This is a genomic window from Pseudooceanicola profundus (genome assembly GCF_054919315.1).
Window position 1 is genome coordinate 1,460,471 of record NZ_CM142898.1, and the last position, 15,367, is coordinate 1,475,837.

Annotated in this window: 16 protein-coding genes; 8 read left to right on the forward strand and 8 right to left on the reverse strand. The window is 66.9% G+C overall.

Annotated features, from left to right (window positions below):
- Positions 1-120: 120 nt before the first annotated feature.
- Both hrpB and ACX9MO_RS06690 read left to right on the forward strand, forming a co-directional pair.
- The gene (gene hrpB / locus ACX9MO_RS06685) at positions 121-2,559 is read left to right on the forward strand and encodes an ATP-dependent helicase HrpB (protein ID WP_462213988.1); all 2,439 of its coding nucleotides are present in this window, start codon (positions 121-123) and stop codon (positions 2,557-2,559) included.
- A gap of 183 nt (positions 2,560-2,742) precedes the next feature.
- Positions 2,743-3,663: a manganese-dependent inorganic pyrophosphatase gene (locus ACX9MO_RS06690; RefSeq protein WP_462213989.1), complete on the forward strand. Its 921-nt coding sequence runs from the start codon at positions 2,743-2,745 to the stop codon at positions 3,661-3,663.
- Between the two features lie 424 nt (positions 3,664-4,087).
- Here the strand turns inward: ACX9MO_RS06690 and ACX9MO_RS06695 are convergent, their stop codons facing one another.
- On the reverse strand, positions 4,088-4,450 hold the full coding sequence (locus ACX9MO_RS06695; RefSeq protein ID WP_462213990.1) for an SH3 domain-containing protein: 363 nt from the start codon (positions 4,448-4,450) through the stop codon (positions 4,088-4,090).
- 293 nt (positions 4,451-4,743) lie between these two features.
- On the opposite strand from ACX9MO_RS06695, the gene ACX9MO_RS06700 reads away from it, so the two are divergent.
- The 5 genes from ACX9MO_RS06700 to ACX9MO_RS06720 all read left to right on the forward strand — a co-directional run bounded on the left by ACX9MO_RS06700 (position 4,744) and on the right by ACX9MO_RS06720 (position 9,001).
- Positions 4,744-5,616, forward strand: coding sequence for a TIGR01459 family HAD-type hydrolase (locus ACX9MO_RS06700; RefSeq protein WP_462213991.1), 873 nt, complete (start codon positions 4,744-4,746; stop codon positions 5,614-5,616).
- Between the two features lie 102 nt (positions 5,617-5,718).
- Complete coding sequence (locus ACX9MO_RS06705) at positions 5,719-6,159, forward strand: MaoC family dehydratase (RefSeq protein ID WP_222491082.1); 441 nt, start codon at positions 5,719-5,721, stop codon at positions 6,157-6,159.
- Positions 6,160-6,544: 385 nt separating this feature from the next.
- On the forward strand, positions 6,545-7,480 hold the full coding sequence (locus tag ACX9MO_RS06710; protein WP_462213992.1) for a bifunctional riboflavin kinase/FAD synthetase: 936 nt from the start codon (positions 6,545-6,547) through the stop codon (positions 7,478-7,480).
- On the forward strand, positions 7,477-7,950 hold the full coding sequence (locus tag ACX9MO_RS06715) for a YcgN family cysteine cluster protein (protein WP_462213993.1): 474 nt from the start codon (positions 7,477-7,479) through the stop codon (positions 7,948-7,950). Before ACX9MO_RS06710 ends, ACX9MO_RS06715 begins: the two co-directional genes overlap by 4 nt.
- Position 7,951: 1 nt before the next feature.
- A complete protein-coding gene (locus ACX9MO_RS06720) occupies positions 7,952-9,001 on the forward strand; it encodes a threonine aldolase family protein (protein ID WP_462213994.1) in 1,050 nt (349 codons plus the stop codon).
- 57 nt (positions 9,002-9,058) lie between these two features.
- Here the strand turns inward: ACX9MO_RS06720 and ACX9MO_RS06725 are convergent, their stop codons facing one another.
- Together ACX9MO_RS06725 and ACX9MO_RS06730 are read right to left on the reverse strand one after the other, a co-directional pair.
- Positions 9,059-9,874 (reverse strand): alpha/beta fold hydrolase, encoded by an 816-nt coding sequence (locus tag ACX9MO_RS06725; protein WP_462213995.1) that lies wholly within the window; start codon positions 9,872-9,874, stop codon positions 9,059-9,061.
- Positions 9,874-10,485 carry a DsbA family protein gene (locus tag ACX9MO_RS06730; protein ID WP_462213996.1) on the reverse strand — a complete coding sequence of 204 codons (612 nt, stop codon included), beginning with the start codon at positions 10,483-10,485 and terminating at the stop codon, positions 9,874-9,876. Before ACX9MO_RS06730 ends, ACX9MO_RS06725 begins: the two co-directional genes overlap by 1 nt.
- Positions 10,486-10,586: 101 nt before the next feature.
- On the opposite strand from ACX9MO_RS06730, the gene ACX9MO_RS06735 reads away from it, so the two are divergent.
- Positions 10,587-11,600, forward strand: coding sequence for a ribose-phosphate pyrophosphokinase (locus ACX9MO_RS06735; protein ID WP_222491076.1), 1,014 nt, complete (start codon positions 10,587-10,589; stop codon positions 11,598-11,600).
- 21 nt (positions 11,601-11,621) lie between these two features.
- On the opposite strand, the gene ACX9MO_RS06740 is transcribed toward ACX9MO_RS06735, so the two are convergent.
- The 5 genes from ACX9MO_RS06740 to ACX9MO_RS06760 form a co-directional block, all read right to left on the reverse strand.
- The gene (locus tag ACX9MO_RS06740) at positions 11,622-11,969 is read right to left on the reverse strand and encodes an H-type lectin domain-containing protein (RefSeq protein WP_222491075.1); all 348 of its coding nucleotides are present in this window, start codon (positions 11,967-11,969) and stop codon (positions 11,622-11,624) included.
- A gap of 119 nt (positions 11,970-12,088) precedes the next feature.
- Positions 12,089-12,469 (reverse strand): VOC family protein, encoded by a 381-nt coding sequence (locus ACX9MO_RS06745; RefSeq protein ID WP_222491074.1) that lies wholly within the window; start codon positions 12,467-12,469, stop codon positions 12,089-12,091.
- A gap of 136 nt (positions 12,470-12,605) precedes the next feature.
- Positions 12,606-13,025: a F0F1 ATP synthase subunit epsilon gene (locus tag ACX9MO_RS06750; protein ID WP_222491073.1), complete on the reverse strand. Its 420-nt coding sequence runs from the start codon at positions 13,023-13,025 to the stop codon at positions 12,606-12,608.
- A gap of 11 nt (positions 13,026-13,036) precedes the next feature.
- On the reverse strand, positions 13,037-14,461 hold the full coding sequence (gene atpD, locus ACX9MO_RS06755; RefSeq protein WP_222491072.1) for a F0F1 ATP synthase subunit beta: 1,425 nt from the start codon (positions 14,459-14,461) through the stop codon (positions 13,037-13,039).
- A gap of 17 nt (positions 14,462-14,478) precedes the next feature.
- Positions 14,479-15,357, reverse strand: a complete 879-nt coding sequence (locus tag ACX9MO_RS06760) for a F0F1 ATP synthase subunit gamma (protein WP_222491071.1) — start codon at positions 15,355-15,357, stop codon at positions 14,479-14,481.
- Between the last annotated feature and the right edge of the window lie 10 nt (positions 15,358-15,367).

Genomic DNA, 15,367 nt, shown 5'->3' on the forward strand with positions numbered 1-15,367 from the left:
TCACCGGCACCGGGCACCCTGCGTGTCAGGCGAGCCGCACGCCCCGGTGGCCTCATCTCGGGACGTCGCCCCGCCCCTCGGGCCCATTGCCGCGACAGGGCCGATATCCGATAAGGCGCCATGCACCTGCCCATCGACGCCGCCCTGCCCGACCTGATCGCCGCGCTCCGCGCCCGCGGCCGTGCCGTGCTGCAGGCCCCGCCCGGCGCCGGCAAGACGACGCGCGTTCCGCTGGCGATCCTCGATGCCGGCCTCACCCCGGGCCGCATCCTGATGCTGGAGCCGCGCCGTCTCGCGGCCCGCGCCGCCGCCGAACGCATGGCCGAAACGCTGGGGGAAAGCGCCGGACAGACCGTCGGGTACCGGGTGCGGGGCGAGGCCAAGTCCTCGAAGGCCACGCGGATCGAGGTGGTGACCGAGGGCATCCTCACCCGGATGATCCAGTCCGATCCGGAGCTTTCGGGCGTGGGCGCCGTGCTCTTCGACGAATTCCACGAACGCAGCCTGAACGCCGACCTCGGCCTCGCGCTCTGCCTCGAGATCGCGGGCGCCCTGCGCGAGGACCTGATCCTCGTTGCCATGTCGGCCACGCTGGACGCGGGCCCGGTCGCCGCCCTGATGGAGGACCCGCCGCTGGTCACCTCCGAGGGCCGCGCCTTCCCGGTCGGGACCTGCTGGCTCGACCGGCCGCTGCCGCCCCGCACGCGGCTGCCCGAGGCCACCGCCGACCTCGTGGCGCAGGCCGTCTCCGAGACCGAGGGCGGCGTGCTGGTCTTCCTGCCCGGCGAGGGCGAGATCCGGCGCACCGAGGCGCTGCTCTCCTCCCGCCTGCCCGGGGACTGCCAGCTGCGCCAGCTCTTCGGTGCCATGGACTTCGCCGCCCAGCGCGCGGCCATCGCGCCGGTGCAACAGGGCCGCAAGGTGGTGCTGGCGACCTCCATCGCCGAAACCTCTCTCACCATCGAGGATATCCGCGTCGTGGTGGATGCAGGCCGGGCCCGCCGGTCGCGCTTCGATCCCGGCTCGGGCATGGCGCGGCTGGTGACAGAGCGCGTGACCCGCGCCGAGGCGACCCAGCGGGCCGGCCGCGCGGGCCGGGTGGCGGAAGGCACCTGCTATCGCCTCTGGACCCGGGGCGAGGAGGGCGCGCTGGCCCCCTACCCCCCAGCCGAGATCGAGGCCGCGGACCTCGCGGGCCTCGCGCTGGAACTGGCGCTCTGGGGTGCCGCGCCGGGCGATCTGCCCTTCCTCACGCCCCCGCCGGAGGGCGCCTTTGCCGAGGCACAGGCCCTGCTGCGGATGCTCGGCGCGCTCGATGCCCAGAACCTGATCACCGCCCATGGCCGCGAGGTGGCCGCGCTGCCGCTGCATCCGCGCCTCGCCCATATGCTGATCCGCGCGGGCCGCGATGCCGCCCGCATGGCCGCCCTCATCGCGGACCGCGACCCGCTGCCGCGTGGCGCCTCCGTCGACCTGACCCTGCGGGCCGAGGCCCTCGCCGATCCGCGTCGTTTCTCGCGGGAGCGCGGGATAGACCCCAACGCAGGCGCCCTGCACCGCATCCGGGACGAGGGCAAACGTCTGGCCCGGGCCGCGCCCGCCCCCAAGGGCCTCTCCCTCGCGGAACAGGTGGCCCTGGCCTACCCCGACCGGATCGGGCTGCGCCGTCCGGGCGATGCGCCCCGCTGGCAGCTCTCGGGCGGCAAGGGCGTGAAGCTGGAGCCCGGCGATGCGCTCGCCGGGGCCCGGCTGATCGTCGTCACCGACACCGACGGCGACCCGCGCGAGGCGGCAATCCGGCAGGCGGCCCAGATCGGCGAGAGCGAGGTGCGCGGGCTTTTCGCGGAGCAGATCGCATGGGTCGACCACGTGGTCTGGTCCAGACGTCACCGGAGGGTCGAAGCCCGCCAGCGCGAGATGTTCGGCGCCATCGCCCTGCAGGACCGGCTCTGGCGCGATGCGCCCGAGGCGGCCGTGGCCCGCGCCATGCTGGAGGGCGTGCGCGACCTCGGCCTGTCATGGTCGGAACCGGCCCGGCTCTTTGCCGGGCGGGTGACGCTGGCACGTGCCGAGGACCCGGACCTGCCGGAGATGACCGATGCCGCCCTGCTGGAGAGCGCCGAAGACTGGCTGCTGCCCTATCTCTCCGGCCTCCGGGACGCGGAAGGCTGGAAACGGTTTGACATGCTCGACGCGCTGCGCGCCCGGCTGACGTGGGAGCAGATGCAGGCCATCGACCGGGCGGTGCCGGCGAAGTTCACCACGCCGCTCGGACGCCAGATCGCCATCGATTATTCCGGTGAGGCCCCGGGCATCACCCTGCGCCTGCAGGAGATGTTCGGCCAGACCACCCACCCGAAGGTCGCGGGCACGCCTCTGCGGGTCACGCTGCTCTCCCCGGCCGGACGTCCAGTTCAGGTGACGATGGACATTCCCGGCTTCTGGGCCTCGTCCTATGCCGACGTGCGCAAGGACATGCGCGGGCGCTACCCCCGGCACCCCTGGCCCGAAGACCCGACCCAGGCCGACCCGACGCTGCGCGCCAAGCCCCGCGGCTGAGACGGTGGCGAGACGGAGCCGGGAGTGAAACGGACCTGAGACGGGCGCGGACGGCGCGGACACCGGGCTGAGACGCTGCGCCGCGGCACGCCCCGCCCGGGCGGGGCTGGCGGCGGGTGACATCACCCTGCCCGCGCCTTATAAGGCAGCCCCAACAGACATCTCCAACCGACGGATCTTTGCATGACGATCAAGGTTTTTGGCCACAAGTCCCCCGACACCGATTCCACCGGCTCGCCGCTGATCTGGGCGTGGTACCTCTCCGAGGTGAAAGGCACCCCCGCGGAGGCCAAGCTGCTGGGTGAACCCAACACCGAGGCCGCCTTCGTCCTCGAGAAGTGGAACTGCGACAAGCCCGAGATCATCTCGGAGATCAGCGCGGACGACAAGGTCGTCATCGTCGACACCAACAACCCGGCCGAACTGCCCGACGCGATCAACGAGGCCGAGATCATCCAGATCATCGACCACCACAAGCTCTCCGGCGGGATCGAGACCAAGGCACCGATCGACATCACGATCAAGCCGCTCGCCTGCACCGCGACCATCATGTACAACCTGATGGGCGAAAACCGCGCCAAGATGACCGATCAGGTCAAGGGCCTGATGCTCTCCTGCATCCTGTCCGACACGCTGGAATTCCGCTCCCCCACCACGACCGACCAGGACAAGGACCTGGCCGTGAAACTGGCGGCCGAGCTGAACCTCGACCTCTCGGCCTATGCCTCCGAGATGTTCGAAGCCAAGTCCGACGTCTCCGCCTTCTCCGATGCGGAACTGCTGCGGATGGACAGCAAGGAATATGCCGTCGACGGCACCAAGTTCCGCGTTTCCGTTCTGGAAACCACCGCGCCCAAGATCGTGCTGGACCGCAAGGACAGCCTGATGGAAACCATGCTGACCGTCGCCTCCGAGGATGGCGTCGATCAGGTGCTGCTCTTCGTCGTGGACATCCTGAACGAGGAAGCGACCCTGATGGTCCCCAATGACCTCGTGAAGACCGTGGCCGAGAAGAGCTTCGGCGCCACCGTCGAGGGCGACACCGTGGTGCTGCCCGGTATCATGAGCCGCAAGAAGCAGATCATCCCGTCGCTGAAAGTCTGAGCGGCGCGGGAACCGGGGATGTGAAGCCAAGCGGCAGAGGCCTCCCCCGCACCAAGTGGTGGGGGGCCATGTGATGGAGACAGCGCTGCCTTGGCTTTACCCACCCGTGGCGATCACAGCCCGGCCACTTTCAGATCAGACAAGAGGGCATCCCACGGGGTGCCCTCTTCGCATTCAGAACGCGTGCGCTCCCCGCCCAGACGAGCGGTCAACGCCCAAACTCGCGAGCGAGCGAACCGGATGCCCCTTGGTCGCGCAAGAACCGGTATCAGGGACCAGCTTCTGAGCTGACCATGCAGCGAGGCAGCGGCCTTGACGCGCTCCCCTGACGACACGCCATCCCGGCAGCCCGACAGGCAGGGCGCGGAGGGATCCCAGCCAGCGCCCTCGCACGAAGACCTCGGCCAGGATCGCCCCTGGCCGCTCAATGCGCCCTGTAGGCCGCCCGGGTTTCGCGCAGGTGGCCAAGGGGAACCCAGCCGCTCGTGCCATCCTCTTTCTCGCACCATGCCCAGCCGTGGCCCTCGCGCAGCGCCCGCACGCGCTCGCCCGCGCGGCAGGAGAGCTCCCGCGCTGTATAGTCGACCGCGGCCACGTAGCCTCCGGCGCGCGGCATCGGCAGCGCCTCGGGCACCCAGCCCGCGCCGCCCGTCCGTGACCGGACGCGCAGCCAGCGATGCCCGTCCCGTTCATCCGCAGGGCCCTCCAGTTCGATGGGGTCCCCCGCGCGCAGGCGCAGCGGATCGGCCTCGGTCGCAGTCCAGGTCTGTGTCACTTCGTACTGCATCCTTTTCTCCTGCTCAGGTCGTTTTGCAGGAACAACCGGTCCGACGAGGCATCGGTTCCCTGCCGTTCTGTCGCACCCCCGGGGTGACGTCCGCCCGCCACAGGCTCGCGGTCGGGCAGACGTCCGCACCGGCGTCACGAGAATCCGCGGGCGCGTCGAGCGACATGACAGTCCGGTGACAATTCCCTTCACCGCTTCACCGCAGGCAGCCGGCTCTGGCCCCTGCCGCATGGATACGCCATACCAAGGCCGAACCCTTTCGATATCGCCCCCTTCAACCCCGCGAGGACCCCATGACCCGCATCGTCTCCTCCTTTGCCGAGATCTCCACGAACTATGACGCCGCCTTCGTCGACCTCTGGGGCTGCGTCCACGACGGCGTGAAGGCCTTGCCCGAGGCGGTCGCCGCATTGCAGGCCTACCGCGCCGCCGGCGGCACGGTCGTGCTCGTCACCAACTCGCCCCGCCCGCGCGCCAGCGTGGAGGTCCAGCTCGACCAGTTCGGTGTCGCCAGCGACGCCTGGGACACGATCACCACCTCCGGCGACAGTGCCCGTGCGGCGATGTTCGAAGGCGCCGTGGGCTCCAAGGTGTTCCACATCGGCGTGCCGGAAGAGACCGCCTTCTTCGAGCCCCTGCACATCATCGAGAACCCGGTCGAGGTCACCAAGGTCGCGCTGGACGACGCCGAGGGCATCGTCTGCACCGGCCCCTTCGACCCCCACGCCGATCCCTCCGAACTGCGCCCGCAGCTTCTGCTGGCCAAGCAGAAGGGGCTCAAACTGCTCTGCGCCAACCCCGACATCGTGGTCGACCGCGGCGAGACCCGGGAATGGTGTGCCGGCGCCATTGCCGAACTCTACACCGAAATGGGTGGAGAAAGCCTTTACTTCGGCAAACCCCATCCGCCGATCTATGACCTCGCCCGCCGCCGCCTCGCGGCCACCGGCAAGGACATCCCGGACAGCAGCATCATCGCGATCGGCGACGGCATCCGCACCGACATTCTCGGGGCCATGGGCGAAGGGATCGATTCCCTCTTCATCACCGGCGGCCTTGCGGCAAAAGAGACCAGGACCGAGGTCCAGCCCGACGAAACCGCGCTAAATGACTACCTGGACAAGGAAAAATCCACCCCGACCTTCGCGATCGGGAAGTTGCGCTGATCACATCTCCCCTTGACTTTCTGCGGCTGCGAGGTAATTAAATTGCCGAAACAACGATTTGCTACAGCACAAAATTACCCGACCAACCCAACGGAGGGTCCCATGTTCGATCAAGCCCCGCGCGGAACGATCTACCTCGAAGACCTCGAAGTCGGCATGACGCGCCACCTCGAGAAGCAGGTGACCGACCGCGACATCGAGATGTTTGCCGAGGTCTCAAGCGACCACAACCCGGTGCACCTCGACGACGAATATGCGAAGCAGTCGATCTTCCACGGCCGCATCGCCCACGGCATGCTGACGGCGGGGCTGATCTCCGCCGTCATCGGCGAACAGCTGCCCGGTCATGGCACGATCTACATGAACCAGTCGCTCACCTTCCTCGCCCCGGTGCGCCCGGGCGACATCGTCCGCGCCGAGGTCGAGGTGCTCGAGATCAACCATGCCAAGCGCCGAGTGAAACTCGACTGCCGCTGCCTCGTGGACGGCAAGAAGGTTCTGATCGGCGAGGGCATGGTGCTGGCCCCCTCCCGCGCCGCCTGACCTTCATCTTTCCCGAAATACTCATCTGCAGAACGGGGCCTCCACTGGGCCCCGTTTTCGCATCTGCGCCCCGGGGCCCTCAAACCCGGAATTTTCAAGAATTCCGGACCGGAAAAATCGAATTTTCCGGGTCCAGCCGCACCCCAGCCACGCCACCCGCGGGCCGCCCGAGCGGAACGATCCATGTGAGGCCCTGCACGCAAAATTCTCCGAAGAATTTTGCCAAGAATTTTCGAAAATTCTTGGGCGCCCCCCGCCGGGGATCGAGAGACAGCCCGGTTCTGCACCACCGCCCCCTGCCCTGTGGCCCCGCGCACAGTCCGCCGCCGGCCGGAAGGCGCTTGTCCCCTTGCGCCCCCTGCACGCCGGGGCTAACCCTCGGCCCATGAGGATCGTGCGTGATTACCACTTCGTGGCCCCGGAAAACCGCGGCGCCTGTGTCGCCATCGGCAATTTCGATGGCGTGCATCTCGGCCACCAGTCGGTGATCGACCTTGCCCGCACGGCCGCGACCGAGATCGGCGCCCCCCTCGGCGTGCTGACCTTCGAACCGCACCCGCGCGAATTCTTCGCCCCCGATGCCCCCGCCTTCCGCCTGACCAGTGCCGCCGCCCGGGCGCACCGCCTGCAGAAGCTGGGCGTCGACGTGCTCTATGAACTCAATTTCAACACCGGCCTTGCCGCCCTCAGCCCGCGCGAGTTTGCCGAGAAGGTGATCCTGGGCCTCGGCCTGCGCCACGTCGTGGTGGGGGGCGATTTCCACTTCGGCAAGGGCCGCGCCGGCTCCGTCGCTGACCTTCAGGCCTTCGGCGCCGAGATGGGCTTCGGCGTCACCGTGGCGCCGCTGCTGCGCGGCGAGGCGGGCAATGTCTCCTCCACCGCGATCCGCGAGGCCCTGACCGAAGGCCGCCCGCGCGACGCCGCCGCGATGCTGGGCCACTGGCACCGGATCGAGGGCACCGTGGTGACCGGCGACCAGCGCGGTCGCGACCTCGGCTTCCCCACGGCGAACATGTGGATCCGCGGCCTGCAACAACCCAGGTTCGGCGTCTACGCCGTGCTGGTCGATGTGCTCGATGGTCCCCACAAGGGCCAGTACAAGGGCGCGGCCTCCCTCGGGATGCGACCCATGTTCAACGGGCAGGAGCCGAACCTCGAAACCTACTTCTTCGACTTTCACGGCGATCTCTACGGCGCAACGCTCTCCGTCGCGCTGATCGACTACCTGCGCCCCGAACTCAAGTTCGATGGCCTCGATGCGCTGATCGCCCAGATGGACCGTGACTGCGACCAGGCCCGCGCCATTCTGGATGCCCTATGACCGACCCGATCGAGCGCAAGAAGGGCCTGCGCGCCAAGTTCTGGGAGAAATACAGCCTCAAGCAGCTGACCCGGAAGGAATGGGAAGCGCTCTGCGATGGCTGCGGCAAGTGCTGCCTGAACAAGCTGGAGGACGAGGAGACCGGCGAGGTCGCCCTGACCCGCGTCGCCTGCCGCCTGCTGGACGACGACACCTGCCTGTGCAGCCAATACGAGATCCGGCACCAGTTCGTGCCGGAATGCATCACGCTCCGCCCCTCGAACATCGAGAAGAACCTCTACTGGATGCCCCAGACCTGCGCCTACCGGCTGCTGCACCTGGGCCTGCCGCTCCATGACTGGCACCCGCTGATCTCGGGCGATCCCGCCACGGTGCATCGCGCGGGCGTCTCGGTGCAGGGCATGACCGTGTCCGAGTTCGAGATCGATGAGGACGAGTGGGAGGACTACATCATAGAGGAACCTCTCTGACATGTTCTTTGCCTCCGACAACGCCGGCACCGTGCACCCCGCGATCCTCGACGGGCTGGCCAAGGCGAACACCGGCTATGTCGCCAGCTACGGCGCCGACGACCTGACCGCAGCCGCGCAGGCGCGCGTGCGCGAGGTCTTCGAGGCGCCCGAGGCGATGGTCCACTTCGTTGCCACCGGGACCGCCGCGAACTCGCTGGCGCTCGCCACGCTGACCCAGCCGTGGGAGACCGCCTTCTGCTCGCCCGTGGCCCATATCCACGAGGACGAGTGTAACGCGCCCGAGTTCTACATGGGCGCGGCCAAGCTGACCCTCGTGCCCGGTTCCGACAAGATCGCCCCGGAGGCACTGCGCACCGCCATCGCGGCGGAGGAAAGCCGCGGCGTGCACGGGCCGCAGCGCGGGCCGGTCTCGATCACCAACCTGACCGAGAAGGGCCGCGCCTATTCGCTGGACGAGACCCGCGCGCTCTGCGACGTCGCACGGGACTTCGGCCTCAAGGTGCATCTCGACGGCTCGCGGTTTGCCAATGCGATGATTGCGCTCGGCTGTACCCCGGCCGAGATGACGTGGAAGGCGGGCGTGGACGCCGTGTCCTTCGGCGGTACCAAGAACGGCTGCATGGGCGTCGAGGCGGTGGTGATCTTCGATCCCGCGAAATCCTGGGAATTCGAGCTGCGCCGCAAGCGCGGGGCGCATCTCTTCTCCAAGCACCGCTACCTCTCGGCCCAGATGATGGCCTACCTCGAGGACGACCTCTGGCTCGACCTCGCGCGCCGGTCGAACGCCGCCATGGCCCGGCTGGCGACGGGCCTTCGCGACATCCCCGGCGCCCGCTTCCTGCATGAGCCCGAAGCCAACATGCTCTTTGCCTGGCTGCCGCGTGGCCTGCACCGCAAGCTTCAGGCCGAAGGCGCGCGCTATGCCTTCTATGACGGCGACCTCGACAGCGGCCCGGACGAGGAGCCGCTGATGGCGCGCTACGTCGCCGACTGGGCACTGACGGACGCGGATATCGACCGCTACCTCGACCTCGCCCGGCAGGGCTGAGACACGGAAACGCGACAGGCCGGCCCCGCGGGACCGGCCTTTTTCATGCGCGCACCGTCAGAGGAAATCGCGGATCGCCTCTGCCACCTGCGTGGGATGGGTGATCGGCACCATGTGCCGCGCGCCGGGTACGGTCATCACCCGCGCATCCGGCAACCGCCGCGCCAGGGCCCGGTTGATCGCGTTCATGTAGATCGGGCTGTCGCCGCCGTCGATCAGCAGCACCGGCACCGAGACATCCGCCAGCGTATTGCGCGAGATCATGCCCGCGGGATCGCCGTAGTTGGTGGCGCGGAAGGCCTCGACCATGGGGATCTGCGCGACGAACTGTTTGCGCATCTCCTCCGGCAGCAGCTCCCAGCTGACGCCACCGCCCCAGACCGACATGAAGGCCTTGGCCGCGGCCTCGTCATCGCCCGACGCGATGGCATCGGCATAGGGGGTCTGTTCCCGGTCGTGACGTGTCTTGAGCGCCGGGTCATCCGCGAAGGCGGGGGTGAAGAACACCGGCTCTGCCAGAACGAGGCTGCGCACGAGGTCAGGCCGGTCCACAGCGAGGCGCAGGGCAGTGGTCGCGCCGAAGGAATGCCCGATCAGGTCGATGGGGGCGCCCTGCCCCATCTCCTCGGCCATGGGGATGGCGATGTCGCGGGCGGCCTCCTGATAGGTCCCGGTGCCGTCCCAGGGATCGGTACCGCCATGGCCCGGCAGGTCGAAGCCCCGCATCCAGAGCCTGTCGGTCAGCATCTCTGCCACCGGGCCCCATGCGCCGGAATGGGCGAGCGCGCAGTGGATCATCAGCGCGGGACGGTCGCCGGGCGTGCCCCATTCGCGCCAGCCGACAGTGCGGCCGGCGATCATGTCCTTGGGCATCAGAGCTTGCCTGCGAGGAAGAGATCGAGGTCCTCCAGCCGGTCCTGCCCCCAGAAGCATTCGCTGCCGTCCACCACGTAGAAGGGCGAGCCGAAGACCCCGGCCTGCACCGCTTCCTCGGTGTTGCGGGCGAAGGTCTCGGCCCCCATGAGCAACCCGCTGTCGGCAAGCGCCGGATCGAAGCCCGCGGCGGTAAGGCCCGCACGGATCACGTCGTCTTCGGCGATGTTCTTCTCCTCGGCCCAGCAGGCGCGCAGGTAGCCGTGCACCAGCCCGGCAAGGTCGCCGCCGGCGCCCTTCTCGTTCGCCGCCTGCGCCGCGATGATCGCATAGCAGGAGGGCGCGGGATTGGTCGGGAAATGCGCAGGCTGCAGGGTCAGCGGCAGGCCGGTCTTGGCCCCGCCCCGACGCAGTTCCTGCATCCGGTAATTGCGCCGTGCGACGGGCCGTTCGGCCAGCGGCAGCCCTCCGGTCTGCGAGAAGACCTTGGGCAGGTCGACGGGCTTGTAGGTGATCGTGGCCCCATGTTTCGCGGCGATGTCCTCGAGCCGGAGCCCGGCGAGGTAGGTCCACGGCGAAATCGTCGTAAAGTAATAGTCGATATGTGCCATCTGCTCCTCCTAGGGCCCTGTCGCGGTTTGGCAAGACCGTATCCGGGTGGTAAGCGGTGTCAACGTCACGAATCTGTCACCCGTTCCTCCCGGAGTCGAAGATGCCCATGCTGAACGAACCTAAACTCATTGCTGGCAACGCCAACAAACCCCTGGCCAATGCCATCTGCCGTCGCATGTCGATGCATCGCGGAATGAACGTCGGCCTCGTCGATGCGCGGGTCGAGCGGTTCAACGATCAGGAGATCTTCGTCGAGGTCTACGAGAACGTCCGCGGCGAGGACATGTTCATCATCCAGTCGACGTCGAACCCGGCGAACGACAACCTGATGGAACTGCTGATCATGACCGACGCGCTGCGGCGCTCCTCGGCCAGCCGGATCACCGCCGTGGTGCCCTACTTCGGCTATGCCCGTCAGGACCGCCGCACCAAGGCCCGCACGCCGATCAGCGCCAAGCTGGTCGCCAACATGATGGTCGAGGCCGGGATCGAGCGCGTCCTGACCATGGACCTGCACGCGGCGCAGATTCAGGGCTTCTTCGACATCCCCGTCGACAACCTCTATGCCTCGCCGATCTTCGCGCTGGATATCCGCGACAAGTTCGCCGGCCAGATGGAAGACATCATGGTCGTCTCGCCCGACGTGGGCGGCGTGGCGCGCGCCCGGGAACTGGCGAAGCGGATCAACGCGCCGCTCTCGATCGTGGACAAGCGCCGCGAGAAGCCGGGCGAAATCGCCGAGATGACCGTCATCGGGAACGTGCAGGACAAGGTCTGCATCATCGTCGATGACATGTGCGACACCGCCGGCACGCTCTGCAAGGCGGCGCAGCTGCTGGTCGATCACGGCGCGAAGGAAGTGCACGCCTACATCTCGCACGGCGTTCTGTCCGGCCCCGCGGTGGAGCGCGTGACCAATTCGGTCATGAAGAGCCTCGTGATCACCGACTCGATCGCGGCCCCCCAGCCGGTGCTGGATGCGCCGAACATCCGCATCGTGCCGACGGCCCCGATGTTCGCCCAGGCGATCCTGAACATCTGGAACGGCACCTCCGTGTCCTCGCTCTTCGAGGCGAACACGCTGGAGCCGATCTACGAAGGCTTCTTCAAGTAAGAACGTTTCGGGTGGGGCGACTCAGACGTCCCACTCGTCCTCGTCCGACAGCTCGCCGATGGCCATCCAGCGGGCCCGCGCCCGGGCGATCTTGGTATCGCCCCAGGTCCGGAACACGAGGTCAAAGCCGGTCGGCGTGATCTCCTCGGCCGTCACATCGGCCCTCAGGTTGGCCCCCTGCCCGACATCCCAGAGTGACAGCGCGCAATGCACCACCGGCGGCGTGCGGAAGTTTTCCGAGAAGGTGATCGCGAGGCGGCGTTCGCGCGGACCGTCACCGGTCCACATGTCGCCGCCCTCTTCGAAGTCCGAGAAGATCAGGTCTTCGCCCTGATCCACGCCGATCATGCTCTTGCGAAGGCGCTTCATGCCGACGCGCCGCCGCAGGTTGGGGTGCGCGTCGCGCGATACGGGTCAAGGGGCGTGGTCAAGTCGTCGTCTTCTGTCTGGATCAGCGCAGCTACAATGCGCAAAATTTTGCCGACTGGTCAATAATCGTCTGCGCCGTCGGGATCGGTCTCCAGCAGTTCGATGCGGTTCCCGAAGGGGTCATCCACGTAGACCCGGCGCAGGCCCGGCAGGTCGATGTCCATGCGCCACTTCACGTCGCGATCATCCAGCCGTTCGACCATGGCGGGCAGCGATGCGACGCGGAACGCGGGATGGGCCTTGCGGGCCGGCTTGAAGGGGGTTTCGACACCAAGGTGCAGACGCAGGGCGCCCTGTTCGAACCAGACGCCCCCGCGGGCCCGGAGGGGGTCGGGCTTCACCACCTCGGCCAGGCCGAGGACATCTCCGTAGAACGCACGCGCCGCCGGTTCCTGCCCCTGCGGCATGGCGAGCTGAACATGGTGCATGTCGAGGATCATAGCGTCTTCCCACTACTGTATACTGCCGTATACCGTAGATAGGTCGGCCGTTTCCACTGCCAAGATCCTAGAACGGAAAAAGGCCCCGCAAAGGGGGCCTTTACCGAAATTTCACAAAGCGTCAGATCCGCGTGGATCAGATGCTGGGCTGGTTGGGGTCCAGACCGATGTGGGTGCCAAGGGCAACCATGTCCGCCAGCAGCTTGGTGGCTGCTTCGGTCAGGTGCTCCGGTGCGTCCTGCTTGGCAGCATGCGCCTGAGCGACCCAGTCATCGATGTGACCCTGGGTGACTTCCCCCTTGGGCAGCGCCGTCTCTGCCAGCACCGAGATGCTGTCGCCAGAGATCTCGGCGAAGCCGCCGGTGACCACGTATTCCTGCTCCCCGTCCGGGCCGCTGACTTTCAGCACGCCGGGACGCAGGGTGGTGATCAGCGGCGAATGGCCCTGCATCGCCGTGAGATCGCCCGCAGCCGCGGGGATCTCGACGGCGGTGACCGGACCCGACACGAGCTTGCGCTCGGGCGAGACCAGGTCGAACTGCGTCGTATTCGCCATCAGGATACCCCTCAGGCCGCTTCAGCGGCGAGTTTCTCGGCCTTGGCTTTCACCTCTTCGATGCCGCCGACCATGTAGAAGGCTGCTTCGGGCAGGTGATCGTATTCGCCGGCGACAACCGCCTTGAAGGACGAGATGGTGTCTTCCAGCGGAACCTGAACACCGTCGGAGCCGGTGAAGACCTTTGCCACGTCGAACGGCTGCGAGAGGAAACGCTGGATTTTCCGGGCGCGGGCCACGGTCAGCTTGTCCTCTTCCGACAGTTCGTCCATGCCGAGGATCGCGATGATGTCCTGCAGCGACTTGTAGCGCTGGAGGATACCCTGAACCTCACGGGCGACGTTGTAGTGCTCTTCGCCAACGATCTGCGGGTCGAGGATCCGCGAGTTGGAGTCGAGCGGGTCAACCGCCGGGTAGATGCCGAGTTCCGAGATGGCACGGTTGAGAACCGTCGTCGCGTCGAGGTGCGCGAAGGTCGTGGCCGGTGCGGGGTCGGTAAGGTCATCCGCGGGAACGTAGACGGCCTGGATCGAGGTGATCGAGCCGGCTTTCGTCGAGGTGATCCGTTCCTGCATGGCGCCCATGTCGGTGGCCAGCGTCGGCTGGTAGCCCACTGCGGAGGGGATACGGCCCAGAAGTGCGGACACCTCGGAACCTGCCTGCGTGAAGCGGAAGATGTTGTCGACGAAGAACAGAACGTCGGTCCCGGACTGGTCGCGGAACTGCTCGGCCAGGGTCAGACCGGTCAGTGCAACGCGGGCACGGGCCCCCGGAGGCTCGTTCATCTGACCGTAAACCAGGGCCACCTGCGATTCCGACAGGTTGTCGGGCTTGATGACGTTGGATTCGATCATCTCGTGGTAGAGGTCGTTCCCTTCACGGGTCCGCTCGCCAACACCGGCGAACACGGAGTAGCCCGAGTGCACCTTTGCGATGTTGTTGATCAGTTCCATGATCAGAACGGTCTTGCCCACACCGGCGCCGCCGAAGAGGCCGATCTTACCACCCTTGGAGTAGGGTGCGAGAAGGTCGATCACCTTGATGCCGGTCACGAGGATCTCGGTCTCGGTCGCCTGCTCGGAGAACTCCGGAGCAGGCTGGTGGATCGCGCGGGTCTCTTCCGCAACAACGGGGCCCTGTTCGTCGACCGGTTCGCCGACGACGTTCAGGATGCGGCCCAGGGTGGCGTTGCCGACGGGGATCGAGATCGGGCCGTCGGTGTCGACGACTTCCTGACCGCGAACCAGACCTTCGGTTGCGTCCATTGCGATGGTGCGAACGGTGTTTTCGCCGAGGTGCTGAGCAACTTCCAGAACCAGCTTCTTACCGTTGTTTTCGGTGGTCAGAGCGTTCAGGATCTCCGGCAGGTGATCCGAGAACTGCACGTCCACAACGGCGCCAATGACCTGAGTCACCTTGCCTTTTGCGTTTGCCATGTCGTTTCTCCGGTTCCTTAGAGCGCCTCGGCGCCCGAAATGATTTCAATCAGCTCGTTGGTGATCACGGCTTGACGCGAGCGGTTGTACTCGATGGTCAGCTTGTCGATCATTTCGCCAGCGTTGCGGGTCGCGTTGTCCATGGCGGACATCCGCGCCCCCTGTTCCGAGGCTGCGTTTTCGAGCAGCGCCGCAAAGATCTGCGTCGCCACGCCACGGGGCAGCAGGTCGGCAAGGACCTCCTCCTCCGAGGGCTCGTATTCATAAAGGGCCGAGGCCGCGCCCGTCTCTTCGGGGGCGTCGAACTTGGCCGGGATGACCTGCAGGGCGGTCGGGGTCTGCGTCACGACGTTGACGAACTTCGAGTAGAAGATCGTCGCCACGTCGAACTCGCCCGCGTCGAACTTGCCCAGAACGTCCTTGGCGATATCGGTGGCGGTGCCGTAACCGATACGCTTGACGTCGGACAGGTCGACGTGGCCGATGAACAGCTCACCCAGGTCGCGCTTCATTGCTTCGCGACCCTTCTTGCCGACGGTGATGATCTTCACCGTCTTGCCCTTCTGGGTCAGGTCACGGGCGTGCTGACGGGCCAGCTTGGCGATGTTCGCGTTGAACCCGCCGCACAGACCGCGCTCCGACGTCATGACGACGAGCAGGTGCACGTCGTCCTTGCCGGTGCCTTTCAGCAGCAGCGGCGCCGTATCCGACCCGCCGACCGAGGCCGCCAGCTGACCCATCACCGCGTTGAAACGCTCGGCGTAGGGGCGTGCGGCTTCGGCAGCGTCCTGCGCGCGGCGAAGTTTCGCCGCGGCAACCATCTGCATGGCCTTGGTGATCTTGCGGGTCGATTTGACCGACGAGATCCTGTTTTTTAGGTCCTTGAGAGAAGGCATTAAGTCTCTC